The organism is Acinetobacter sp. CY81 (assembly GCF_059515925.1).
This window is the reverse complement of record NZ_JCAKNC010000002.1, coordinates 402,224-428,649: the sequence shown is the minus strand read 5'-3', so window position 1 is coordinate 428,649 and position 26,426 is coordinate 402,224. Positions and strand designations below refer to the sequence as shown.

Annotated in this window: 21 protein-coding genes; 14 read left to right on the top strand and 7 right to left on the bottom strand. The window is 38.2% G+C overall.

Annotation, left to right across the window (positions count from 1 at the left end):
- Nucleotides 1-122: 122 nt before the first annotated feature.
- On the bottom strand, nt 123-545 hold the full coding sequence (locus AC5YDM_RS04285) for a hypothetical protein (RefSeq protein ID WP_496150876.1): 423 nt from the start codon (nt 543-545) through the stop codon (nt 123-125).
- A gap of 305 nt (nt 546-850) precedes the next feature.
- Between AC5YDM_RS04285 and AC5YDM_RS04280 the strand changes: the two genes are divergently transcribed.
- The 7 genes from AC5YDM_RS04280 to AC5YDM_RS04250 all read left to right on the top strand — a co-directional run bounded on the left by AC5YDM_RS04280 (nt 851) and on the right by AC5YDM_RS04250 (nt 9,216).
- Nucleotides 851-3,373, top strand: coding sequence for an acyl-CoA dehydrogenase (locus AC5YDM_RS04280; protein WP_496150875.1), 2,523 nt, complete (start codon nt 851-853; stop codon nt 3,371-3,373).
- A 276-nt stretch (nt 3,374-3,649) separates the two neighbouring features.
- Nucleotides 3,650-4,831 (top strand): thiolase family protein, encoded by a 1,182-nt coding sequence (locus AC5YDM_RS04275; protein ID WP_496150874.1) that lies wholly within the window; start codon nt 3,650-3,652, stop codon nt 4,829-4,831.
- Between the two features lie 51 nt (nt 4,832-4,882).
- Nucleotides 4,883-5,272, top strand: coding sequence for a carboxymuconolactone decarboxylase family protein (locus AC5YDM_RS04270; protein WP_496150873.1), 390 nt, complete (start codon nt 4,883-4,885; stop codon nt 5,270-5,272).
- 307 nt (nt 5,273-5,579) lie between these two features.
- The gene (locus tag AC5YDM_RS04265) at nt 5,580-5,933 is read left to right on the top strand and encodes a hypothetical protein (RefSeq protein ID WP_496150872.1); all 354 of its coding nucleotides are present in this window, start codon (nt 5,580-5,582) and stop codon (nt 5,931-5,933) included.
- A 1-nt stretch (nt 5,934) separates the two neighbouring features.
- A complete protein-coding gene (locus AC5YDM_RS04260; protein WP_496150871.1) occupies nt 5,935-7,680 on the top strand; it encodes a PepSY-associated TM helix domain-containing protein in 1,746 nt (581 codons plus the stop codon).
- Nucleotides 7,680-8,018 carry a DUF3325 domain-containing protein gene (locus tag AC5YDM_RS04255; protein ID WP_496150870.1) on the top strand — a complete coding sequence of 113 codons (339 nt, stop codon included), beginning with the start codon at nt 7,680-7,682 and terminating at the stop codon, nt 8,016-8,018. The genes AC5YDM_RS04260 and AC5YDM_RS04255 overlap by 1 nt, the downstream gene beginning before the upstream one ends.
- A gap of 304 nt (nt 8,019-8,322) precedes the next feature.
- Nucleotides 8,323-9,216 (top strand): LysR substrate-binding domain-containing protein, encoded by an 894-nt coding sequence (locus tag AC5YDM_RS04250; RefSeq protein ID WP_496150869.1) that lies wholly within the window; start codon nt 8,323-8,325, stop codon nt 9,214-9,216.
- 168 nt (nt 9,217-9,384) lie between these two features.
- On the opposite strand, the gene AC5YDM_RS04245 is transcribed toward AC5YDM_RS04250, so the two are convergent.
- On the bottom strand, nt 9,385-10,986 hold the full coding sequence (locus AC5YDM_RS04245; RefSeq protein WP_496150868.1) for a bifunctional 3-(3-hydroxy-phenyl)propionate/3-hydroxycinnamic acid hydroxylase: 1,602 nt from the start codon (nt 10,984-10,986) through the stop codon (nt 9,385-9,387).
- A gap of 439 nt (nt 10,987-11,425) precedes the next feature.
- Between AC5YDM_RS04245 and AC5YDM_RS04240 the strand changes: the two genes are divergently transcribed.
- Nucleotides 11,426-11,944, top strand: a complete 519-nt coding sequence (locus AC5YDM_RS04240; RefSeq protein WP_496150867.1) for a tetratricopeptide repeat protein — start codon at nt 11,426-11,428, stop codon at nt 11,942-11,944.
- Between the two features lie 111 nt (nt 11,945-12,055).
- Here the strand turns inward: AC5YDM_RS04240 and AC5YDM_RS04235 are convergent, their stop codons facing one another.
- From AC5YDM_RS04235 to AC5YDM_RS04225, 3 genes are all read right to left on the bottom strand, one after another.
- The gene (locus tag AC5YDM_RS04235; RefSeq protein ID WP_496150866.1) at nt 12,056-12,961 is read right to left on the bottom strand and encodes an alpha/beta hydrolase; all 906 of its coding nucleotides are present in this window, start codon (nt 12,959-12,961) and stop codon (nt 12,056-12,058) included.
- 314 nt (nt 12,962-13,275) lie between these two features.
- Nucleotides 13,276-14,217, bottom strand: coding sequence for a DUF4424 family protein (locus AC5YDM_RS04230; protein WP_496150865.1), 942 nt, complete (start codon nt 14,215-14,217; stop codon nt 13,276-13,278).
- A gap of 49 nt (nt 14,218-14,266) precedes the next feature.
- Nucleotides 14,267-14,563, bottom strand: a complete 297-nt coding sequence (locus AC5YDM_RS04225) for a hypothetical protein (protein ID WP_496150864.1) — start codon at nt 14,561-14,563, stop codon at nt 14,267-14,269.
- Between the two features lie 34 nt (nt 14,564-14,597).
- Here AC5YDM_RS04225 and ahcY point away from each other — a divergent pair, with 34 nt between their 5' ends.
- The 6 genes from ahcY to AC5YDM_RS04195 all read left to right on the top strand — a co-directional run bounded on the left by ahcY (nt 14,598) and on the right by AC5YDM_RS04195 (nt 24,443).
- Nucleotides 14,598-15,980, top strand: a complete 1,383-nt coding sequence (gene ahcY, locus AC5YDM_RS04220; RefSeq protein ID WP_496150863.1) for an adenosylhomocysteinase — start codon at nt 14,598-14,600, stop codon at nt 15,978-15,980.
- Between the two features lie 76 nt (nt 15,981-16,056).
- Complete coding sequence (metF, locus tag AC5YDM_RS04215) at nt 16,057-16,893, top strand: methylenetetrahydrofolate reductase [NAD(P)H] (protein WP_496150862.1); 837 nt, start codon at nt 16,057-16,059, stop codon at nt 16,891-16,893.
- A gap of 33 nt (nt 16,894-16,926) precedes the next feature.
- Nucleotides 16,927-17,637 (top strand): 16S rRNA (uracil(1498)-N(3))-methyltransferase, encoded by a 711-nt coding sequence (locus AC5YDM_RS04210; protein WP_496150861.1) that lies wholly within the window; start codon nt 16,927-16,929, stop codon nt 17,635-17,637.
- Nucleotides 17,638-17,806: 169 nt separating this feature from the next.
- Nucleotides 17,807-20,641, top strand: a complete 2,835-nt coding sequence (locus AC5YDM_RS04205; RefSeq protein ID WP_496150860.1) for a putative bifunctional diguanylate cyclase/phosphodiesterase — start codon at nt 17,807-17,809, stop codon at nt 20,639-20,641.
- 157 nt (nt 20,642-20,798) lie between these two features.
- Nucleotides 20,799-23,078, top strand: coding sequence for an NADP-dependent malic enzyme (locus AC5YDM_RS04200; protein WP_496150859.1), 2,280 nt, complete (start codon nt 20,799-20,801; stop codon nt 23,076-23,078).
- A 120-nt stretch (nt 23,079-23,198) separates the two neighbouring features.
- Entirely contained in the window at nt 23,199-24,443 is a 1,245-nt protein-coding gene (locus AC5YDM_RS04195; RefSeq protein WP_496150858.1) for a multifunctional CCA addition/repair protein, read from the top strand.
- 93 nt (nt 24,444-24,536) lie between these two features.
- On the opposite strand, the gene AC5YDM_RS04190 is transcribed toward AC5YDM_RS04195, so the two are convergent.
- Nucleotides 24,537-25,163, bottom strand: a complete 627-nt coding sequence (locus tag AC5YDM_RS04190) for a LysE family translocator (RefSeq protein WP_496150857.1) — start codon at nt 25,161-25,163, stop codon at nt 24,537-24,539.
- 21 nt (nt 25,164-25,184) lie between these two features.
- Nucleotides 25,185-26,354: a winged helix-turn-helix domain-containing protein gene (locus AC5YDM_RS04185; RefSeq protein ID WP_496150856.1), complete on the bottom strand. Its 1,170-nt coding sequence runs from the start codon at nt 26,352-26,354 to the stop codon at nt 25,185-25,187.
- Nucleotides 26,355-26,426: the final 72 nt, after the last annotated feature.

Here is a 26,426-nt window from a genome sequence, read left to right as displayed (position 1 = left end):
TCCTGTTTCGATCTTCAATAAAAAGCCCTCTTGAACAGTTTTCAGAGGGCTTTTTATTTTTAATTTAGCTTGATCGTTTCGATTGAACTTTATAAATATCCAATAAAATAATTAAACAGAAATTAACGACACTTCCCTTCAATATCACCATTAATCACATTCATACTGCCTTTTGATGCAACATTGCCTGAACAGCTTAAATCACCGTCAATCACAGATTTATCAATCACGATTGCAGAACTTGTTTGTTCAAGCTCAACATTACCTTGAATTGTCGATTTATTCAGTTTCACAACTTTAGCTTTCTTCGCTTCAATATTTCCATTCACCGTTGCAGCATTTAAAATCAATGTCGCTCCTGTTAAAGCTTCAATGTTGCCATTAATCATAGAACCATTTAAAACACAGACCGCATTGGCTGGTATTTTCAAATTATCATTCACCATATTGTTATTCATGGTTTTAGAACAGGTTGCTGCAAAGCTCAGGCTACATGATGCAGATAAAGTCACGAGTAGCGCAAAACGTTTATATAAATTGTTCATCAGTATCTCAATCCGTTATTTTAAGATTTAATTTTTGAAAGGTTTTAAATATACAGAATGTTACATCAGATACATTAAGTGAGTTTTCAACTGACAAATGTACCCTTTTGGTTTTGCAAAGTTATTCTTTTTGATTTTTAACCTACACTAATTTTTGATTAAAAAATAAACTCAGTCAAAATTTATTTTTAAATCCATCAGTTGAGCAACACTGTCTAATTTTAGAAAAGCTTCATTTTAATAACATTTTTACTATTGCTCAGCTCAATACCATCCAACTCAAATTTGAAATGCGGAGTGGTTATATGTCTTTTGTGTTGTTTCTTATCGCGATATTGATTCAAATTTTTACACTGTGGTTAATCTTTTTTATCTCGATGTCTCGAACTTCAGGTTCCATCTTGACCATTGTTGTGGCAATCGCAACTGCACTATTCAGCCCGTGGTCTCTGTTACTGGGACTCCCGCTGATTTTAATCAGTTTGGTGGTAATGATTGATCCACTTCGTAAGGCATTGATAACCAAAGTTGCTTATAAAACTTTAGCCAATGCCATGCCGAGTATGAGCACCACGGAACGTGAAGCATTGGATGCAGGGACCAGTTGGTGGGAAAAAGAGCTGTTCATGGGTGCACCTGATTGGAAAAAATTTGATGCTTATCCTTACCCGACACTCTCAATCGAGGAACAAGCTTTCATAGACAATGAAGTTGAACAACTGTGTAGCATGTTGAATGAATGGGAAATTCACCATCATTTAAAAGATCTCCCTCCTGAAGTATGGACATTTATTAAGGAAAAAGGCTTTCTTGGTCTGATTATTCCCAAAGAATACGGCGGTAAAGCCTTTAGTTCATTTGCACAAAGTCGCATTATGAGCAAAATCGCTTCACGCTCACTCACCACCGCTGTCAGCTGTATGGTGCCAAACTCACTCGGCCCAGGTGAGTTGTTACTGCACTATGGAACAGAAGAACAAAAAAATCGTTATCTGCCTGGTTTAGCCAAAGGTGAAGAAATTCCATGCTTTGGCTTAACCAGTCCTGAAGCAGGTTCTGATGCAGGTGCGATTCCTGATACTGGTGTGGTGTGTTATGGAGAGTTTGAAGGCAAGCAAGTGCTCGGCTTACAAATGAATTTTTCCAAACGCTGGATTACCCTTGCCCCCATAGCAACGGTTGTTGGTTTGGCATTTAAACTCTATGATCCAGAAGGTCTATTGGGTGATAAATCCAAAACCGAATATGGCATAACCTGCGCCCTGCTCCCCGCAGATCATGACGGTGTAAAAGTTGGTGCACGGCATAATCCAGGTTCTCCATTTATGAATGGAACAGTGGATGGAAAAGATGTATTTATCCCGCTCGATTGGATTATTGGTGGGGTTGAAAATGCAGGTAAAGGATGGCGTATGCTGATGGAGTGCCTTGCAGTCGGTCGTGGTATTTCCCTCCCTGCACTATCTACCGCTGCAGGTGAAATGAGTTATTTAACTGTCGGGGCATTCGCCAAAGTTCGTCAACAATTCAAAATATCTGTCGGTAAATTCGAAGGTGTTCAAGAAGCCACCAGTGATATTGCTGCTGATACCTACATGCTCGAAGCCTTTCGATATTTAGTTACCTGTGGTCTCAATCAAGGCGGTAAACCTGCAGTGATGACCGCGATGGCGAAATACTATGCCACTGAAACCATGCGTAAAGTGGTGAATCACGGGATGGATGTGGTCGGTGGTCGTGCCATTCAAATGGGACCACGAAACTTTTTAGCATTAAACTATCAAGCTATTCCTGTTTCAATCACTGTTGAAGGTGCCAATATTCTCAGCCGATCTTTAATGATCTTTGGGCAAGGCTCTATGCGTTGTCACCCTTATCTATTTGAAGAATTACAGCTGTTACAAGCTGAAGATAAAGATATAGCCTTAAATACTTTTAATGAGATGCTTTATAAGCACTTAGGTTATACCTTTAATCGTACCGCTCGTTCATTTGCTTATGGCTATATCGGTGGACCTTCAGATGCATCGGAAAAGTCTGACGATTTTAGTCGTCCATATTACAAAACCATCAATCGACTTAGCGCTAACTTCGCTTTGACAGCAGACATGTGTTTAGGATTATTGGCAGGTGATATTAAACGGAAAGAGATGTTGTCAGGTCGCCTTGCCGATATTCATTCCAATTTGTTTATTGCTACGGCGATTTTGAAATTTTATGAATATGGACAACGTACTGAAGCAGAACAAATACACGCTCAATTGGCTTTAGAAAATGCATTATTCAATGCACAAGAAGCATTCTTCGGACTATTTGATAATTTCCCAATTAAACTTGCGTCAGGACTGATTAAATTTATCTGTTTCCCATTGGGTCGTCCGCTGAAAAAACCGAGTGACAAACTCAAACTACAAGCGGGTGAATTGATCATGCAAGAAAATGCTTTCCGTGATCAACTGAAACAGCATGTGTATTACAGCACAGATGCAGACGATGTGACTGGACGTATGGAATCCACTTTCCTGATGTTGCTTGAAGTCGAAGAACTTTGGAATAAGTTTAAAAAAGCAGAATCCAAAGGACAATTTGAAGGTTTGACCTTTGAAGCACATATTGAATCAGCATTAAAATCAGGCTTTATCAGTCAAGCTGAAGCTGAACAGTTGACTACGTATAATGCAAAACGTTTTGACAGCATGCTGACGGATATCTTTGATTTTGAACTGAATCAACATTTAGATGTGGAGAATCCACATCTAGCAGCGATTGAAAATCAGAAATTTGTAGATGAATCCCCGACGTCTATCAAAACAGATCCAACCATTTAAATGTCTATCAGTACGTATGAAACGGCTCCCAAATCGAAAGACTAATGGAGCCGTTTTTAATTGTTTAAATTTGGACTATGGTGCAATAGTTTTCAGCCTGAAAAATGTCAAAATACCTTCAATAGCAAAATAATGAATCATTATTCAGTTTTTTGTGTTATGTTTTAGCCACATAATTTTTTGAATTTATGCCTCTGAAATAAATTCATTAACAAGACAATTTTAAAAAGACATTTGAAATATCAGAACACTGAAAATGACATGGAGATTGAAAACATGAGTCAAAACATCGTGATTGTGGCAGGAAGCCGTACAGCTATGGGAAGCTTTCAAGGGAGCCTTGCAAGTTTAACCTCACCTCAATTGGGTGCTGAGTCAATTAAATCTGCGCTCTCACGTGCTAAGGTTTCAGCAGATCAAGTTGATGAAGTGATTATGGGCTGTGTGCTTCCAGCAGGTTTAAAACAAGGCCCTGCCCGTCAAGCGATGCGTATTGCAGGTATCCCCGATCATGTCGGTGCAACAACGATTAATAAGATTTGCGGTTCTGGTATGAAAGCGGTAATGCAAGCTGCCGATGCCATCAAAGCAGGTTCTGCTCAACTCGTGGTTGCAGGTGGTATGGAATCAATGAGTAATGCCCCTTACCTGATGGATAAAGCACGTGCAGGCTTCCGTATGGGACATGGCAAAGTCACGGACCACATGTTCCAAGAAGGTTTGGAAGATGCTGAAACAGGATTATCGATGGGCGTATTGGCTCAGGAAATGGCCAATAAAAAGTCTTATACACGTGAACAGCAAGATGAGTTTGCGATTCGCTCTTTAACTCGTGCACAACATGCCACTGAACAAGGTTTCTTTAAAGATGAAATCAATGCAGTGACTGTCTCTAGCCGTAAAGGTGATGTGACTGTTGATCAAGATGAAAATCCTTTTAACGCTAAAATTGATAAAATTCCGACTTTACGCCCTGCTTTTGCAAAAGATGGAACAATCACAGCAGCCAATGCCAGCTCTATCAGTGATGGATCATCTGCATTCGTAGTGACCTCAGCTGAGCATGCAGCTGCTCAGGGTCTAGAAACATTAGCGACCATTAAAGCGTATGCAACCAATTCACAACATCCTTCTGAATTTACCATCGCTCCTGTTGGTGCCATTGATAAAGTTTTAGCCAAAGCAGGTTGGACTGTTGCAGATGTGGATTTATGGGAAATCAACGAAGCCTTTGCCATGGTCACTATGGCAGCGATTGATGCTTTTGATCTTGATATTGAAAAAGTGAATATCAATGGTGGTGCATGTGCCCTTGGACATCCATTGGGCTCTTCAGGATCACGTATTATTTTAACTTTGATTTATGCATTGAAACGTTTAGGTAAAACCAAAGGTGTTGCTGCACTGTGTATTGGTGGTGGTGAAGCAACGGCAATTGCGATTGAAATTCCAGCCTAGTTTTTTGATTCAACAACGCATCTTCGGATGCGTTTTTTTAGAGAGCTTAAAATGTCAAAACAAGATTATGAAAATGGTTTGAAAGTTCGAACAGAAGTCATGGGTGAGTCTTTTGTAAAACGTGCTCAAGACAATACCGTACCTTTTACTCAGCCATTACAAGACTGGATCAATGAACACGCTTGGGGATCAACTTGGCAACGTGAAGGTGTTCTACCACGTAAATATCATTCGCTCATTACCATTGCATTTCTTACTGCACAAAAAAGTCCGATGGAACTCAAAGGACATGTTCGTGGTGCATTGAATAATGGCGCGACTGTTGAAGAAATTCAAGAAGTGTTACTGCATAGCCTACCTTATTGTGGTGCTCCGGCTACTCAAGAAGCCTTTCGAGCTGCTTTAGAAGTCATTAATGAATATCAAAGTACCAATCCATAAAATCCGCACAATAATGTTTAATGATTAACCTGTATCGCTTAAAAGACTGATTGAATGCTCAAGCTAAAATCAGTCTTTTTATTGAAAAATTTTCAGAACATTTATTTTAAGTCTGCTGTTTTTGATTATCTTACCGAAGACTTTTGAACCTAATCTCCTAATCCAAGCCCATATATTTACTGAATTATTCAATTTAAATCGCTTTTTACAATCAGATTTATTGATTATTATAAATTTGATCATTTAAAACTGTAATAATAATTGTTATCATTTGCATTAATTACATCCTTTCACAATTGATAGCTCTATGTCTAGCACTGAATTTGAGTTGCAGAGCCCTCCCTCTATTGCGACAAAACCTAAGTCTTCAAAAATTAAAGCCAAACCTGCCATGACAACCTATCGAATCATGATTGCTTATCGATTCTTATTGGCTGCTGTCGGCGGATATGTACTTGCTTCATTGTCAGCAATTGTTATTGCACAGTATTTTGCAGAATATCAATCCAGTGCTGCCATGGCTGCAACATTAATTGCATTTAGCGTCAGTTGTGCTGCTGTTATTTGGGTGTTTATGGTCAATAAAACCCTCAAAGCGAGTCTAGGAATAATCATCCCGAGCCTTATTTTGTTTGTTTGCTATAAGGTGATGGGAAACTAAGATGAGAGTAGATGGAAAAGTAGAAGGCCCTCGCCAATCAATGTCTTGGTTACATACTTGGGCAAGTTTGATTTTAGGATGGTTGCTGTATGCAATTTTCTTAACAGGAACGCTCAGTTTTTTTCAAACTGAAATCACCACATGGATGAAACCTGAATTTCACCAGTCCGTTCCAAGCCAATCTCAAGTTCAACAAACCCAAGTCGCTTTAAACTATTTACAGGAAAATCATGCCAATGCAGGCAGTTGGACAATTCAACTCCCGAACTCACGTCAGAATGTAACCACACTGAATATTCGTAAACAAGGTGAAGATCCACGTGCACGTCGTGGTGGTGAACGTGTCACGATTGATAGCAGTACTGGGCAAGTATTAGAAGCACGTGAAACACGTGGTGGTAGCTTCCTTTATCGTTTCCACTTTGAACTTTATGGTATGCCACGTATTTGGTCTCGTTGGATCGTCGGCATTGCCACCATGTTCATGTTGGTTGCGATTATCAGTGGCATCATTACCCATAAGAAAATTTTTAAAGATTTCTTCACTTTCCGTTCAGGCAAGGGACAACGTTCTTGGTTAGATGCGCATAATGCAACCGCAGTATTTGCACTTCCCTTCCATATCATGATTACTTTTAGTGGATTGCTGTTATTGCTCTTCACCATCATGCCTTGGGGTGTCAATCAAATTTATGAAAATCGCGGTGCTTTTTTACAAGATCAACGACGTTCCTTAATTGAACAAAACACTGAAAATCAGTCAAATCCATCTGCACGTGGTGAATCACGTTCAGCTCAAAATAACCTAGCTCAAAACAATTTAGTTGGAAATAACGAAGCAGGTGAACAGCGCCGTGGTCGTGGTGAAGGACGCGGTCGCAATAAAGAGACTGCTCAACCTGCACCCTTGGCAGATATAGCACCAATTTTGAGTCAGGCTGAGGAAAAATGGCAAGACAATCCAGTTTCAACCATCAGTATCACAGCGCCAAATACCACTAAAGCAAAAATTGAATTACGCGCCCTCAATGCAGCCAGTGTTGCACACCGTGGCGTTTACGAAACTTTAGACTTCAATGGTGTGACAGGTAAAAACATCACGGATGAATCATCGAAACTGAAAAATCCATCGATTCCAAATGGTATCTATAATGTAGTCACTGTTTTGCATGAAGCACGTGGGGTAGATTTAGCACTGCGTTGGATCTTATTCCTTTCTGGAGTTGTCGGCACCATCATGATCGCAACAGGTTTAATCTTGTGGTGTGTAAAACGTGCGCCTCAACAACAAAAACAAGGCTTTAAATCGTTTGGTTATCGTGTTGTTGAAGTGACTAACATCGCTGCGATCATTGGTTTACCAATCGCATGTGCTGCTTATTTCTATGCCAACCGTTTCATCCCTGCTGATCTACCTATGCGACTTAACTGGGAAATTCGCACCTTCTTTATCTTATGGATACTGACCTTGGTTTATGCTGCATGTCGCACACATCGTCAAGCATGGCTAGAGCTATTAATGCTTGCGACTGCTGCATTTGCATTATTGCCTATCGTGAACTTCATGACTGGTGGTCAAGCAATATGGAATACCATTGCCAATGGTCAATGGGTCATTGCCTCATTTGACTTAGCGATGTGGGTATTGGCCACATTATTCTTCTTTAGCTTACGCAAAGTTGAAAACCATAAAGGACTACCTGCTAAAAAAGGCAAAGTAACAGGCAATGTTGAGGAGCAAGACTGATGATTTTTTTCTTGATGATTTGTTCGATTTGTTCAGTGGGTCTGTTTGCCTTGGCAAGCTCAATGGAAAAGCATCAGAAGCAAATCTTTGGTCAAAAGCTCCCATTGAACAAAACAAAACTTGCCACCATTACAGGTTGGGTTTTGCTGATTATTGCCTTGATCCTCAGTATTCAACATGCTCAACTCAGTAATATGATTAGTTATTGGATTGGTGTGATCACCTTTTCCAGCTTATGGGTTGGACTGAGTCTGAGTTACTTTGAGTCGAAGCTCAAACAGATTTGGATTGCAACGGGTGTGATTGCCATCATCAGTTTGATCCTTCATTTTATCTAAAAAACTCACTTGGTTTTTAACCAATCATCTTGATTAAAAACTAAAGAGTATGAAACTTTAAAGGTCGTTAAACTCAGTGTTAGCGACCTTTTGAATACCTCTTATACATAGCTATTTTATTTGATTTATTCATGATGTCGCATCTAATCCCATCTGACATTCATCAATTCATCAATTCATCAATTCATCAATTCATCATATTAAATGATTGTTAAACGACGATCTCTCAGCTCTTTCATTCGCATTTGAAGTCCAACAGGATATAATTCAACTTATAAACTTATCGCACTTATCAGGCCATCGCATGGAACTTCGACATTTACGCTATTTCATCTGCATTGCCGAAGAGCTGAATTTCACACGTGCGTCTGAAAAACTCTTTATTGCTCAACCGTCTTTAAGCCAACAAATCAAAGACCTTGAGAATGAATTAGGCTGTTTATTATTTTCAAGAAAAAATCGTTCACTCACTTTGACTGAAGAAGGTAAACAGTTTTTTCTCGATGCAAAACATATTTTGGATCTCTCAAAACAAGCCATTCACAATGTCAAAACCATCAGTGATGCCAAAAAAAATAAGCTTAATATTGGCTTTCTTCCTATTGCTGAAATGAAAATATTCCCCTATGTCATGCCAATTATTCGTGCACAACAAGAACAGCTCGATATTCAATTTCACAGCCTGAGTTGCCTCGCTCAAATCCAAGCTTTAAAAGACAATAAAATTGATGTTGCCTTTACGCGCCAATGTATCAATGACGAGCATATCGCTTCGATTGAATTATTTAGTGAGCCATTAGTTTTACTCATTCCAAGCCAATCGCCGTTTGCAAAAACAGAAATCATTTCCAAAGATGATCTAGTTCGGCAAAAGTTCATTCTGAGTGAAGAAATGGCTTCACCAGTACTGTTTCAAAAGACTCAACAGATTTTTAAGAATCTAAATGCCACCATGCAGATCTCACAGCATTCAAGCAATATTTTGATGAATGTCAATTTAGTCGGTATGCAAATGGGTTGGACGATTGTTCCTGCCTATGTTGAAGATTTCTTAGGACCTAATGTGATGATGAAAAAAACAGCTGTGCCTTTACCGAATATTGGACTGTATTTAAACTATCGAAAAAATGATGACAGTGACCGATTAAAATTGGTGAAATCTATTCTGAGTCAACACTTCCACTGTGATATTTTCTAAGACTTCATTACTTTTTTTTAGAAATACGTACATTGAATAAAGAAAATGAATACATAAAAAAGCCTGCAATCAATGCAGGCTTTTTTTAAATATTCTATTCAACTGTTTTCATCGACAGATTTGAAAAATACACTCCATCTCACATGAAACTTAACTTTCAAAATACGATTAAACACCTAACTTTTCAAAAATGGCTTGGCTGGTTTGCTCACTGATTTGTGGAATAGCAATCGCCGCAACAAACTTGTCTGGGCGTAAGAACACCATTGAATCATTAGTTTTACCAAACCATGCACGAATCGCATGCTCTGAATCACCCAAAGTCAACACATCATCATTTTCTTGAGGTGTCGTAGACATCTGTTCAGGTGGAATTACTTTAATAAATTTAACACCGAGTGCTTTCCACTTCGCCAATGTCTCAGGTTTTAAACCCCAAGTTGGATTTACACCCCAAGCGATCACAGCAAAACCTGTTCCGATAAATTCATCAAGTAATTGAACTTTGCCAGAGCGATCTTGCATTTTAGGCTGAATAAACATTTTTCCAATCGGAGAGGTTTTATTCACTTGACCAACTAAAACACCTGCCTTGTACTGAGGCATCGGTTTAAAACGCATTTCCAATAAATACTGTTTTGCAGGTTTGATGTAATTTAATACATAAGAAATCGCATCACGTGCTGTACCTTGCCATTTCTTCGGTGGTGCAAGAACATGACCGGCAGTCACAGATAAGTCAATCATCGCTTTGGCATGGTCATGACGTTCAAGTTGATACGTATCCAATACTTTTTCTGAAACCTTGCCTTTCACGACCATTGCAAGTTTCCATGACAAGTTAAAGGCATCACGCAAGCCACTGTTATAACCCTGACCTTGCCATACTGGCATGATGTGTGCTGCATCACCCGCTAACAATACACGACCATCTCTGAAACGACTTGCAATACGTGCATTGTGGGTATAAACACGATTACGAATCACATCGATATTTTCAGTATTTGGTAAAACTTTAGAAAGAAGTTTTGCCATATTTTCAGGTTGGCTCAACTCTTCTTGAGTTTCACCAGGCATCACCATAAATTCAAAACGGCGAATACCATGTGGTAATGCAGCCGATACATATGGACGCACAGGATCACAACATAAATAGATATGTGGTGTTGCTAATGGATCATTGGCGATATCTACGACAATCCATTGATTCGGCGCAGTTTCACCTTCAAATGGAATATTGAGCATACGACGTACATAGCTATTACCGCCATCACACGCAACTAGATATTTAGCCGTGATAAGTTCAATGTCACCTTCTTTATTTTGTACTTGAACTTCAACATGATCTTGAAATTGTTTAAAAGTTTGCACGCTACGTGAAAAACGCATGTCTACATTTTTGAAACGTTCCAAACCTTCAAGTAATACAGCATCAACAAAAGGTTGAACAAATGCATTACGGCGCGGCCAACCGAATTCGCGTGTTTTCGGTTGAATATCTGCAAAACAACGACCAGATGGTGTTAAAAAACGCATCGCATGATCAGGTGTCGTGTGTGGCAAAACTTTATCGATCAAACCAACTGATTGAAGTGTTCTTAATGACTCATCATCAATACCAATCGCACGTGGATAGTCAATCAACTGATCCAACTGTTCTACGACTGTCACATTAACGCCTGATTGTCCTAGACCATTGGCAATCGTTAAGCCAACTGGGCCTGCACCTATGATAATCACGTCAGTGGTATATTTTTTTGCTGTCGACATGTTAAAAACTCCTCAATTGAGGGTATTAAGCATGCTTTTAGCTATAGGAAAAAGTTATGCAAAAGTCGTATAAAACCTGCCAAAAATATCAAATATTGCCATTTATATTGTTTTTACTATCAAATCATCAATCAACTATAGGCTATAGTTATGGTTGGATTTATATTTCATATCATGTTTTGGGTACAATAGAATGAACCAAATCTCACTGATATCTATAATATTTTAGATACTATATTTTAAGTCTTAATCCTTTGAAATTTGACATCTATTCATGGGATCAAACAGTTTTAGACGTTCTGTTGTCGATCTAAATAAAAGCTTAAGTTTATTTTCAACATTCTGCTTACCCAATCTAAGCTATACTATATAGGCTAATTTTTATATTGGCTTTTTTTACTTTTAATCTACTGCTTCATGAAGTGGCTTTGGAATTTTTATGCCTAAACGTATTACTGTCCCGACTGAACTTGCAAATCGCGCACTTGCTGGAAATGCTGACGCTCAGTTTGAACTTGCTGATTTATATATGCAAAGTGAGCATGATGATGACATTACTTTAGCTGAAGAATGGGCGCTCAAAGCTGCTGAAAATGGTCAAGTTGAAGCAATGTATTGGTTAGGTGAAGGTTATACCGTTTATGCCAAAGAACTTCGTGAAGAAGATCCAGAAGAGTCTAAAGCTCACTTTGAGTTAGCCTATTACTGGCTATCCAAAGCCAATATCGAAAAACACCCTGCTGCAACTTTAGAACTTGCGGGTTTCTACCGTCGTGGTGATGTAATTGAAAAAGATGAAGCGAAATCTGTTGCTTTAGTCAAACAAGCTGCTGAGCTTGGTGATGTTCAAGCAATGCGCGATTTAGCTTTTATTTATGAAAATGGTATGGGTGTTGATGCTAACGAAGAGCAAGCAGATTATTGGCAGAAAAAAGCTGAATCATTAGAAGAAAAATAACTTCTATTACACGTCAATTGATAATTTAAGACATAAAAAAGCCCATTTGATATGGGCTTTTTGTTTATAGGCTTAAGTCTCAGTGATCATTTTACTGAGAGATCTAAACAATCAGTTCAACCATTTTTTGAGTTGCTCAATCCCATCATCTAAAGCTTGCTCACCTAAAGCATGTGCTTGTTTATTTTTAAAGTATTGAATAAAGCCATGCTCTGAGTTTGGATAGAACTTCAGCTCATGGGCAATATTTGCAACTTTTAAGTCTTCAGCATAGGTAAAATTATCAGAAGATAATGGATCTAACTCACCAATTGAAATAAATGTCGGCGCAAGATTGGCATGATTTGCATACAATGGAAGAATCCGAGGATCTTTATCCGAAACATCTTTTGGCATAAAGCATAGGCTACCCATATGCATCACCTCAGAACTTGGGAAGTATTTCTCTCCAAGTTTTTTAAATGATTCAGTTTGTAAGTTAATGCTCAGTACAGGGTAAATCAACCAAACTGCTGCAAATTTGCGTTCAGCATCAGCTTTATAAATGTGAGAAAGGTTGGCCGTGATCTGACCACCAGCACTATCACCAATACCAATCAGTTTATTTACATCACCATTATACTGATCTGCATGATCGTATAACCAATTAAACGCTGCTTTGGCTTCTTCCATTTGCCCAAGCGCATTTTCTTCAGGTGCTAAAGTATAGTCATATGCTAAAACAACTGCATTTAAACGTACTGCCAATGCACGGGCAAGTACATCATGGGTTTCTAAATCACCCGAGATAAGGCAACCGCCATGTGAAAATAACACTAATGGGAATTTATCTGCATTTGGCTTTTCGGTTGGAATATAAATTCTGCCTTTAATGTTTTGTGCAGCAGTAGGTACTGAAATTTGGACACTTTCAATTTTATAAACTTCATCAGGCCTGCCTGCTGTCGGGTTTAAACTTGAATAATATGTACGAAACCCTTGTGCAAATTCTTGAAGTTCTACTTGGCTTTTTGACATGTTTTGTACCTGTATATAATTTTTTTAAGAATTTATATTTGAAAAAATCAAATCTTTGAGATTTTTAAAAATAAAAACTTTTTTATATTAACCATTATTTTCGGCACAAACGCATGAAAATTATCCTATTTTCAGATTTCACCTATTCAAAAATTGAGACAATTCCACTGTCCATCATCAACAAACAAATAATAAGATAAAAATAGAAAAAAAGTGCCGATAAAAATTGATCCCACCACTCCTAAAGACAATTCCATCAGCGCTTTAAAATTATATTTCTTCTGTGTCATTTTGCTTCATTCTTATTTCAACTTTCATTCATCACGCGCATGCACAAATATAATATTCAAATCGTGTTTAGGCACAAAATTTTTCTCAACCATTTGAAATTGAGTCGGACTGATTTTTTTCACCTTACCCGACCAGCAAAAAGATACTAATTCTTTTGAATCTCTCTCGATGGTCAATTTAAAGTTTTCAATCGGTTTTGCCCAATTTGCTCCTGTTTTTAGAATGTATCCTAATGCAGCATAAGGCGCTTGTTCTAACTGAGCCTTTTTTAAGCCTGCTATAAAGCTCTGATCCGTACAATAAGTTTTGGCATTTTCTGGTAAATGAACTGCGACTGAACCACCCACCAACGGAGCATATTGATGTTTAACTCGGGTAATCGAATTTGCTTTAAAGGTTTGTTTCCAGCTATAAATTACCTGTGAAGACCATGGAATTACATCGTTTTTATATTCATTTAAGACTTTTTGCATTTCCATTTTTTTGCAATTTCTTAATTTTTTTTCAGAATCTAAATATTCATAGCTTTTACGATTCCAAGGATTGAGCATTTCCGTTTCAGAAAAACCACATTGTTTGAATAGTTCAGTTGTATCAATGGCTGCTGTGTTTTCATCTTTTTGAATAAAGGTTCTGACATTCATATTGGGCTGAATGTCTTTACCATCCACATTGACTTTAAATGTTTGTAATAGTTTTTTTGTATTTGCAAAATCTCCACCATCAAAAAAATTATCTATTCTTGGTAAAGGAAAAAGAATCGTTTCAGTTACATCTTTTGAACTTAAATTTTTAAACTGATAATCCACTTTGATCAGCTTCTTACTAACAAAAAGATCTTCACTGAGCATTTGAATATCTTTGCTTTTCAAATATTCAATGCCATTTGTGGAAACATAACCCGTCGAATCGTTAGCGCTAAGTTGCATCGAAATCAGCAAAGTGAAAGCTATCCATTTTTTCATTCAACCATTCCTAATTTTATTTTTCAAAGTGATATGTAAGTTTTTTTCATCATAAAAATTTATCTTTAATAAAAATAAATTCTCTAGATTCCTGAATACTGCTCAAAACTCTGTGATTATTTTTTCTGTATGAGTTTTCTTTGTTGTTGAATTTCGTATTAAAACGTTCAGTTAGATAATAACCAATTTCAGATTGGAACTGAACCATTTTCCAAGTACAATACTCCGCTAGTCGAGGGATGCTGCGACGTTTTACCAGCAGGCACATAAATGCTTGGGTAAAAACGCTAGGCTCGACCATCGGTTCATTCATCTCAGAAGAACCAAAAACGGCATCCGCGAACATAACGATCCAATCTATTTATTCCTAGGAGATCCTGATGAACGCGGCTAATGCTTCATTTACAGATTACAAAGTTGCAGATATCACTTTAGCTGACTACGGTCGTAAAGAAATCAAACTTGCTGAAGCAGAAATGCCAGCGCTAATGGGTTTGCGTAAACGCTACTCAGCAGCAAAACCACTTGCAGGCGCGAAAATTCTCGGCTGTATCCACATGACCATTCAAACTGCAGTTTTAATTGAGACTCTAGTTGAATTAGGCGCTGAAGTTCGTTGGACATCTTGCAACATCTTCTCTACTCAAGACCATGCTGCTGCTGCGATTGCTGCAGCGGGTATTCCAGTATTTGCTTGGAAAGGCGAAACTGAAGAAGAATACATGTGGTGTCTTGAACAACAAATCAATGTAAATGGCACACCTTGGGATGCCAACATGATTCTAGACGATGGCGGTGACTTAACGCTTCTAGCTCATGAAAAATACCCTGAAGTCATTGCTAAAATCCACGGTGTAACTGAAGAAACAACGACAGGTGTTCAGCGTCTGTATGAAATGTTACGTGACGGTACTTTAAAAGTTCCTGCTATCAACGTAAATGACTCTGTTACTAAGTCTAAAAATGACAACAAATACGGTTGCCGTCACTCACTAAACGATGCAATCAAACGTGGTACAGATATGCTTTTATCTGGTCGTCGTGCACTTGTAATCGGTTACGGTGACGTTGGTAAAGGTTCTGCACAATCACTTCGTCAAGAAGGCATGATTGTACGTGTCACTGAAGTAGATCCAATTTGTGCAATGCAAGCATGCATGGACGGTTACGAAGTTGTTTCTCCATACAAAAATGGCGTACAAACTGGTAAGAAAGAAGATATCAATCTTGATCTTCTTCAAAATACTGACTTAATTGTAACAACAACAGGTAACTACCACGTTTGTGACTCAGCAATGCTTGATTCATTAAAAGCTGGTTCAGTTGTTTGTAACATCGGTCACTTTGACACTGAAATCGACACTAACTACTTACGTGGTTACAAGTGGGTTGAAGTGAAGCCACAAGTTCACCAAGTGTATCGTTCAGAAGACGAAAACAACTACTTAATCCTTCTTTCTGAAGGTCGCCTTGTAAACCTTGGTAATGCAACTGGTCACCCATCACGTATTATGGATGGTTCTTTTGCAAACCAAGTTTTAGGTCAAATGCACTTATTCGCTGAGAAATTTGCTGATCTTCCTGAAGACCAAAAGAAAGCGGCTATTCGTGTAGAACTTCTACCTAAGAAATTAGATGAAGAAGTTGCTGCTGCAATGGTTGCTGGTTTCGGTGGTGTCTTGACTCAATTGACTCAAGAACAAGCAGACTACTTAGGCGTTAAAGTTGAAGGTCCATTTAAATCTGAGACTTATAAATACTAATCGCAATTAAAGCAGGCTTCCTAGCCTGCTTTTCTTTGATTTTTTAAAATGATTTATAAGTAAAAAGGATTTGAACATGTCTAAACAGATTCCTATTTCTTTTGAGTTCTTCCCGACTAAAACTGATGCGGGTGCTGAAAAACTCATTACTGTTCATAAAGAACTACAACTGCTCAATCCAGAATTTTTCTCTGTGACTTACGGCGCAGGTGGTTCAACTCGTGAACGCACGTTGTCTACATTGAATGACTTCAATGGAAAAGGCACACCTGTTGCCCCTCACCTGTCTTGTATTGGTGATAGCAAAGAGCGTATTGCCGAATTACTTGATTTGTATAAATCACAAGGCATTGACCGTATTGTTGCTTTACGTGGTGATTTACCTTCAGGTCAAGTGGGCTTAGGTGAACTTCCTTATGCTCAAGATTTGGTTCGCTTTATTCGTGAACATTCAGGTGATCATTTTCATATTGAAGTTGCGGCTTATCCTGAAATGCATCCTCAAGCAGACAGCTTCGATAAAGACATTCAACGTTTTTGTGAAAAAGCCAATGCCGGCGCAAATGCTGCCCTCACTCAATTCTTCTTCAATCCAGATGCATACTTCTACTTTGTAGATCGCATTCAGAGAGAAGGTGTGAATATTCCTGTTGCTCCAGGCATTATGCCAATTACCAATGCAAGCAATTTAATTCGTTTCGCAGATGGTACTGGTGCGGAAGTTCCTCGTTGGATTCGTAAGCAATTGGCGACATACGGTGATGATACTGCTTCAATCAAAGCCTTTGGTCATGAAGTGATTGTTAAACTTTGCGAACGCCTGATTGCAGGAGGTGCACCAAGTTTGCATTTCTACACCATGAATACCACTGATCCTACCCGTCAACTTGTTCAAGACCTTGGTCTTGCTTAAGTCATTTATTGTTATTTTGAGAGTAAAATTTTAATGCCACGTTTTTATATTGAAACTGATTTAGCAGTAGATACCATCGTTGAACTGACTGAAACTGTATTTCATCATTGGGTTAAAGTTTTACGCGCTCAAAATGGCGAAAAAGCCACTTTGTTCAATGGGCAAGGTGGTGAATATGAAGTTGAATTGGTAGATGTTGCGAAAAAAGCTGCATCTGTCAAAGTCACTCAATTCAATCCTGCAAACCGTACACCAAAGTTTCAAGCCTTACTCGGTCAAGTGATGAGCAAAGGTGATCGTATGGATTATGCGATTCAAAAAGCAGTGGAGTTGGGCGTTTCTGAAATTCAACTTCTGACTTCAGACCGTTGTGAAATGCGTTTAAAGTACGATCGTGATCAAAAGAAAATTGATCATTGGCAAGGTATTGCGATTGCAGCTTGTGAGCAATGTGGTCTCAATATTGTCCCTAAAATTCTAGCTCCGATTTCACTGGAAAAGTGGCTCGAAACTGATTTACCCACCACAAAGCTAGTCCTTGCACCCAATAAAGATGAAATCGATGTACTGACCAATGCCACTCCAGACATTGCCCTGCTTATTGGTCCTGAAGGTGGTCTTAGCGAAGAGGAAATTAGCGCATCAAATCAGAAAGGCTTTATCAACTGGTGTATTGGTGAACGCGTCCTCAGAACAGAAACTGCACCCGTAGTAGCGCTTTCGATTTTGAACTATAAAATTTAACTCATTAATAAAAAAAAAATGCTAATTACATTACGTTTTTGTTGATTTTTGCAACAATTAACAGTAACTTTAACTATGTAATTAGTGAATAATTTTAAACGAACTAAATAATCGAAAGAATTATAGATTCTAATAATCAAAATGAAAATTAAATAGGTAATTGCCCATTATGTATGACGTTCAGGATGAACATCTCTCTAAAGGTGTTACTGAATCACAAATTAAAAAAGCGGCATATCATTTACGATTTTTTCTCGTATGGGTCGTATTTACCAGTTTTTATAATATTGTTACCTATCATCAATTTTTCAATTATCAATCAACCAATTATAACATTTGGTTTTTCGTCAACAGCTCAATCAATATTTTTGCTTGGTTTATCACACAACAATTTATTGATTCAAAAAAAATTAGCCTATTTAACTTAGATGCATGGTGCCAACTGGTTTGTTTGATCTGTGGTACAAGTCTAGGGATTGGCGTTCTGATTATTAACCACTACCTGATCGTGGAAAATAGCCAAATTACAGGAATACATGTTCTACTTTCTAGTCTCATGTCATCCAGCATTTATATTATCGGTATCGTTTATCTAACCCAAAGATTACGCTACTTTTTATTCATGTTTATACCAACAACCATCCCTGTATTACTGGCAAAAACATTTTTTCATGACAACGTACCCGACGTTTATAATTTTATCTTTTACTCTTGGTCTATCGTTGTTTTAATCAGTGCAATTTTAACGCATAAAATTCATCGTCATCTGAATCGACTTAATATTCACAATCAGTTCTATTTAAAACAATCCAAAAAACATTTAAATGAATCCGAAGTTTTACAAAGTCAGTTACAACTGGAAATTGCAAAATCTAAAAATATCGAAAATGAGTTACAACTCAACAATCAACTATTAGAACAAAAAGTTAAAGAACGTACTTACGACATTAACCGTATTAATGAAAGCTTACAGAATCATCAAGCCAACTTAGACTTCGCGCATGAAACAGCGGGTATTCATTCATGGCTATGGAATATTGACAAAAGAACCATCGAACTTTCTGGCAAAAAATCAGAAGTTAAAGTCATCCAATATGATAATAAAGACCAAATTGATGTTCTGATCCACCCTGATGATAAACCCACTTACAATCGACTCATGAGACAACATCTCAGAGGCTATTCAGACCGTTTTGAAGCCAGTTATCGTGTCTTTCATGATGAGAAATGGCATTGGATTAAAGATATTGGCAAAGTCATTGCACGAGACCCTGAGACCAGACTGCCCTTAAGAATGGTGGGTATCCACCAAGATATTGAACAAGAAAAAAATGACCAAGATCAACTTAAACTAGCATCGATTGTATTCAATCAAGCTGCTCAAGGTATTTTTGTTTTAGACACTAATTTGTGTTTTTTAGATGCCAACCCCTACTTCTGTGAGCTAATCGATATTCCGCGTGATCAACTTATTGCTCGGCATATGTTTGATATTACGATCAATACACACTTTGAAATCAGCAAGGTTCATTCAGAGATTTCTCAGAAAGTTTTAAATACAGGCTCTTTTAATGCAGAAGTCAGCGATGAGTTTATTTCAGGTAAATCACTGACCGTATGGCTACATATTAATGCGGTATATGATGATAAAAATCGAATCATCAACTACGTCGGTGCAATTACAGATTTAACTGAACGGCGTCAACATGAAGAAAGACTCGCCTATTTAGAAAACTATGATTTATTAACAGATTTACCGAACCGCGTATATTTCAACCTTCAGATGCATCAATATTTGGTAAATAAAACCAAACCGCTCAACCATTTTGCAGTTTTACGTTTAAACATTGACCGTTTTAGAAATTTTAACGAATTCCTAACCCATCAAGCTGGCGATGAATTATTAAAGAAAATCTCAAAAAGATTAAAGAAAACTTGCCCCGATGCAGTCCTGATTGCTTATCTTAACAATGATGACTTTGCGATTATTTACAACTTGAGTCATCCACGTAATCCAATCCAACAAAAAATTGATGAAATCATCGCTGTGTGTAGTCGTCCATTTAGAATCTATGGACATGAGCATGCCGTTACAGTGTCTCTTGGTGTCGCAATCTACCCAGATCATGGGCGTCAAATTGGTAGCTTGAACAGCCATGCTGAAATTGCACTTTTAGAGGCGAAAAAACTGGGCGGAAATACGGCGCATTATTATAAAAATAAATCTAATACCATCCAAGGCAGTGATTTACAACTTGAGATTGATCTTAAAAATGCCGTGAAGAACAATGAACTGCAAGTTTACTATCAGGCAAAAGTCGACAGTGAAATGATGAAAACCGTTGGTTTTGAGGCACTTATTCGCTGGAATCATCCTCAACACGGTATGATTATGCCTGATCGTTTCTTAGCGATTGCCGAAGAAACCAGTATGATTTCTGAAATTGGTGAATTCGTCTTCTTTGAAGCCTGTAAACAAATCAAACAATGGCAAGATCAAGGGCTCAGCAATATACAAATTTCCGTTAATATCGTAGCTCAGCAGATTCATCGTGGATTATTACTCAATCAAATTGATGAAGCTTTAGCTCGCTATGAAATTGACCCAAAATTTCTTGAACTTGAACTAACAGAATCCTCTTTATTGGATAAATCCGAATCGGTTGTTGAATTATTACAACAAATTAAAGATCGAAATATTAAAATTGCTTTGGATGATTTTGGTACAGGCTATTCATCATTGGCTTATCTTGCAGCATACCCAATCGACATCCTTAAAATTGATCGCGCATTTATCACTAAAATTGGCTCAACCAAAGACGATGCGATTGTGAATGCGATTATTGCGATGGGTAAAGCGATGGGAATGAAGCTCGTGGCGGAAGGTGTCGAAAACTTAGAACAAATTAAATACTTAAAACAACAAGGCTGTGATTATTTCCAAGGCTACTACTTCTCACGCCCTTTAAACGCTGAAGATTGTACGGAATTCCTAATTCAATAAAAACTCATCCAATAACAATGATTTTCCTAAAACCATAGTCTTAAACTGTGTAAATTATCGACTTTTTAACTGGGATGAATGTAGAACTAGTGGTATATTCAAGGTGAAATAACCAAAAAACCAGCGATGCTGGGATACTGTAAAAACTGGGATTCAGATGGACGATCAATCTTTAAAAGAGCAAGCACTTTATTATCACGAATTTCCAACTCCAGGAAAAATTAGTGTCACACCAAGCAAACAACTTATTAACCAACATGATTTAGCGTTAGCTTACTCACCAGGTGTAGCAGCTCCATGTTTAGAAATTGAAAAAGATCCATCAAAGGCTGCACTTTACACAGCTCGCGGTAATTTGGTCGCTGTAATCACCAATGGTACTGCGGTACTTGGCTTAGGCAACATTGGTCCTTTAGCATCAAAACCTGTTATGGAAGGTAAAGGCGTTCTATTTAAAAAGTTCGCTGGCGTTGATGTATTCGATATCGAAATTGATGAAAATGATCCAGATAAAATTGTGGATATCGTTGCTTCTTTAGAACCAACTTTTGGTGGTATTAACCTTGAAGATATCAAGGCACCAGAATGTTTCTATATCGAGCAAAAACTCCGTGAACGTATGAACATTCCTGTATTCCATGATGATCAACACGGTACTTCGATCATTGTGGGTTCAGCATTACTCAATGCTTTACAGTTAAATGGCAAAAAAATTGATGAAATCAAGATTGTCGCTTCAGGCGCAGGTGCTGCAGCACTGTCTTGTTTAAACCTACTTTGCGCTCTAGGTGCGAAGAAAGAAAATATCGTCGTTGCTGATTCACGCGGTTTGTTAACTACAAAACGTGAAGGCTTAGATGAATCTAAGAAAGCTTACGTGCAAGATATTGAAGGCTCTCAAATTGCTGATGTGATTGCAGATGCTGATATGTTCCTTGGTCTTTCAGCTGCAGGCATTTTAACCAAAGAAATGGTTAAAGTGATGGCGAAAGATCCAATCATCTTTGCATTGGCAAATCCAGATCCAGAAATTCTGCCTGAACATGCACATGAAGTCCGTGATGACGTGATCATGGCAACAGGTCGTTCTGATTATCCTAACCAAGTGAACAATGCACTTTGTTTCCCATACATCTTCCGTGGTGCGCTTGATGTAGGTGCAACGACGATCAATGAAGAAATGAAAATTGCTTGTGTACATGCAATTGCACGTATGGCACATGTTGAGGCAGATGCGGCATCTTATGGTGAAAAGTCTGCATCATTTGGTCGTGATTATTTAATTCCGCGTCCACTAGATCAACGCTTAATTCTTGAAATTGCACCTGCAATTGCACAAGCAGCAATGGATTCAGGTGTTGCTACTCGCCCTATCCAAGATTTCTCACATTATCGTCAGCGTTTGTCTGAGTTTGTTTATAACTCAGCATTCATGATGAAACCTATTTTCGCTCAAGCAAAATCTGATCCTAAACGTATCGCTTATGCTGAAGGTGAAGATTTACGTGTACTTCGTGCAGTGCAAATCGCGGTTGATGAAGGTTTAGCCTTCCCTATCCTCGTTGGTCGTACAGCTGTCATTGAAGCAAACATTAAGAAACTCGGTTTACGTCTTGAGCATGGTGTAAACATCACCATCGTCGATCAAGAGAAAAATCCTGATTACGAAAAATTTGCGGATGACTATTACAACATCATGCAACGTAAGGGCGTAACACCTGAATACGCACAGCGTGAAACACGTCGTCGCTCTACCTTAATCGCAGCAATGTTGGTTAAACATGGTTTAGCAGATGGTATGTTGTGTGGTACTTACTCGAGCTATGACATTCATTTGGATTTCGTCAGTAATGTGATTGGGCTTCAAGAAGGTCGTAATACATTCTTCACGCTGAATGCTTTAATGCTTGAAGATCGTAACTTGTTTATTGCTGATACCTATATCAACCGTAATCCAACCGCGGAACAATTAGCGGAAATGACGATTTTAGCGGCTGAAGAAGTTCGTCGCTTTGGTATCACGCCTCGTATTGCACTTTTATCACATTCAAGCTTTGGCTCAGATCAAACAGATGCAAGCGCTCAAAAAATGCGTAAAGTGTTTGATATTTTGAGTGAAATCGCACCTGAACTTGAAGTTGAAGGTGAAATGCACGGTGATGCAGCATTAGATGAAAATATTCGTCATTTTGCATTCCCGAATTCACGCTTCAAAGGTTCTGCAAATCTATTGATTATGCCTAACCTTGATGCAGCCAACATTTCATTCAACTTGTTAAAAGCAACATCAGGTAACAATGTGACCATTGGTCCAATCTTACTGGGTGCTGCTAAACCTGCACACATCTTGACGCCTACAGCAACAACTCGACGTGTCGTCAATATGACTGCACTGACTGTTGCAGAAATCCAAGAAGCTGAGAATGCTGCCCTTTGATTCAAAATTAGATCAATAGCTTCCACCAAAGTTTAGGCTATTTATCATTGAAGTCACATCATGTGACTTGAGAAAACCTCTATTCTGTAGCATGATTGCTTGAAGAATAGAGGTTTTTTCATGCAAGTTTATTTAGTAGGTGGTGCAGTCAGAGATCAGTTGCTCGGACACCCCTATCACGAAAAAGATTATGTTGTTGTTGGTGCAACGCCAGAGCAACTTTTGGCTCAAGGTTACCAACCTGTGGGCAAAGACTTCCCCGTTTTTCTTCATCCTGAAACCAAAGATGAATATGCTTTAGCTCGTACAGAACGTAAATCTGGACAGGGTTATCACGGTTTTGAGTTTTATACAGATATTAGTGTGACGCTTGAAGATGACTTGATTCGTCGTGATCTGACCATCAATGCCATTGCGATGGATGATGATGGAAAAATCTACGATCCTTATCATGGACATGAAGATTTAAACAATAAAATCCTCCGCCATGTTTCAGATGCTTTTGCTGAAGATCCGCTACGTGTGCTTCGTGTCGCTCGATTCGCTGCACGATATCATCAATATGGATTTACTGTTGCTGAAGAAACGTTAGCGCTGATGCAACAACTCGCTGACTCTGGTGAATTGAAAGCACTCACACCTGAACGTGTTTGGAAAGAAACTTCACGCGCACTCATGGAGCGTGATGCTGATGTTTATTTTGAAACATTACGTCAATGCGGTGCTTTAAAAGTTTTATTCCCTGAAATTGATGCACTATTTGGTATTCCACAACGTCCTGAATATCATCCTGAAATTGATTGTGGGATTCATACTTTCATGTCTTTGCAACAGGCGTGTCGTGCAAACTATTCTTTAGATGTTCGATTTGCTGTTTTGGTTCACGATTTAGGTAAAGCATTGACACCTAAGGATGAATTACCACGTCATATCATGCATGAAGAACGCGGTGTACAACCTGTAAATGATATTTGTGATCGTTTAAAAGTACCGACCAATACCAAGCAACTCTCCATTGCAGTGTGTAAAGAACATCTCAAGTCTCATCAAGCTTTTACTTTAAAAGCAGGTACATTATGGCGTTTACTGCAACGCTTAGATGTACTGCGACGTCCTGAACGTGTTGAAGCCTTTATTCAGGCATGTGAGTGTGATTCTCGTGGTCGTTTAGGTTTGGAAGATCGGGACTATCCTCAAGCTCGCTATTTGACTGAAGCGATGCAATTGGTTCGTAGCATTAAAGCATCAGATTTGCCAGCAGATGTGAAAGGACCAGATATTGGCGAAATGCTGATTCAAAAGAGAATTGAAGCCTTAGCTGAATTGAAAAATCATCATGCACAATTGAATACTTCGACTATTTGAGTATTCATTTAATTCATTGTGAATTAAGATTCCCTCTTGTAAGTAACATGAGGGAATTTATACATTTTTATTCACTATTACTTTCAAAATTTATTAGCCCATTAAACTAATAATAAAAAATAAAGAATCCCACATGGGCTTGATGACAGATGCGATCAATAGCAATGCCATCGTGGTATTGAATAATTTTAGACGCTTTGCATCATGAATCACACTTTGCAATTTCTCACCGATCAATGCCCAAACACCTGTACTGGGTATTCCCACTAAGCCATACGTCAGCCCAAGTATTAAATACCAATGGATAGCACTATCAGCTGCTAAATAAGTTGTTACTGCACCTAGAGCCATCACCCATGCCTTTGGATTAACCCATTGGAACATGGCTGCTTGCATGAATGTTAAAGGCTTTGCCTTCTGCACATCTGTATCCATTCCACTTGAACGATAAATCTTATAAGCAAGATACAGTAAGTATACGATTCCAATAATTTTCAAACATTCATAGAGTACGACGTTTGAACTGAGGATCGAACCTATACCTAAACCGACTACAGCGACCATAAAACCAAAGCCACAACCGATGCCTAGAATATGAGGAATTGATCTTTTAAAGCCGAAATTCACGCCTGATGCAGCGAGCATAATATTGTTTGGTCCAGGCGTGACTGAAGTGACAAATGAATAGAGTACAAATGAAAGAAAGACAGTAAAAGACATGAGAATATTTACACCGAAATTTTATAGTTTTAGCTTTTGATAAAAATGAGGCTCTAGCTGACAATTGTTAAATTTAGCAAACCGTTCTAACTCCGCAGTTAACTGCTTCATAAAATGATCTTGATGATCAATCACAGTATGTAAATGGAAATGAAGAACCTCTAAGACTCCCATTGCACGATGCGCTTTACAATCTATTTTTGCAACGAAATCTGTTCCATAAAGTATGGGCAGACAAAAATAACCATATTTTCGTTTTTCTGGCGCGACATAACACTCTAAACGATAATCAAAATTAAATAAGGACATTAATCGATCACGATGGATGACCAAATTGTCAAATGGAGAGAGGATTCTTACACTCGCTTGAACATCACTAAACTGATCCATTTTCTCTAAATCCACATAGACGACTTCACCTGATGAAAGATTGATTTGCTGAATCATTTTCGCATCGATCTGCTCATCAATCACGTTTCGCATGGCTTTTTTAAGCTCTGCACCTGTTTTCAGATGAAGTAATTGTTTCCACGTAAATACACCTTGTGACCTTCTGACGATGTCATATAAATAGCGTGCATATTCATATAAGGTTGGCTCAGTCAAATCCACGCCCGAAGCTAAATAATCTTCTGTAAGCGCATATACTTTTTCCACACCCAAACGCTGACAGACCATCAAGTCACCTTGCATATACAGTTGTTCAATGGAATTTTTTACAACGCTAGATTTCCACCACGCATGGTCTTTTTTTTCATTTTTCAATATGAATTCACGGGATCGAATCGTCCCTTCTGATTTAGCTTGTGCCAAAATTTCTTGCATGAGGTGTTGATCACCTCGATTGAAATATTTACTTTCCCCTCGTCTAACCGAATTCATTTGTCGAAGTGCAAAGCGATAATCACGCATGGGTAGATATGAAGCTGCATGAAACCAATATTCAAAGATCTTTTTATGTTCAAGCAGTGTATTTAAATGCTCTTTTTTATAGTCATGAACACGATTCCAAAGTATATGGTGATGCGCTCTTTCTACAACTGAGATGGTATCTATTTGGACATATCCTAAATGCTCAATGACATCTAAGGTCTCCATGATCCCGCGTTCAGGTTGTTCATTTACTGATATTGATCGTTGAGAACATTGCAATGAACTGTGTATTGCAAACTGTCTTAATTGAGCATTCATACTGTGCCTTTTATTTTTATCATTATAATAATCATCAAATCCATTGGATTCATTTAAAGTATTATCAAAGCC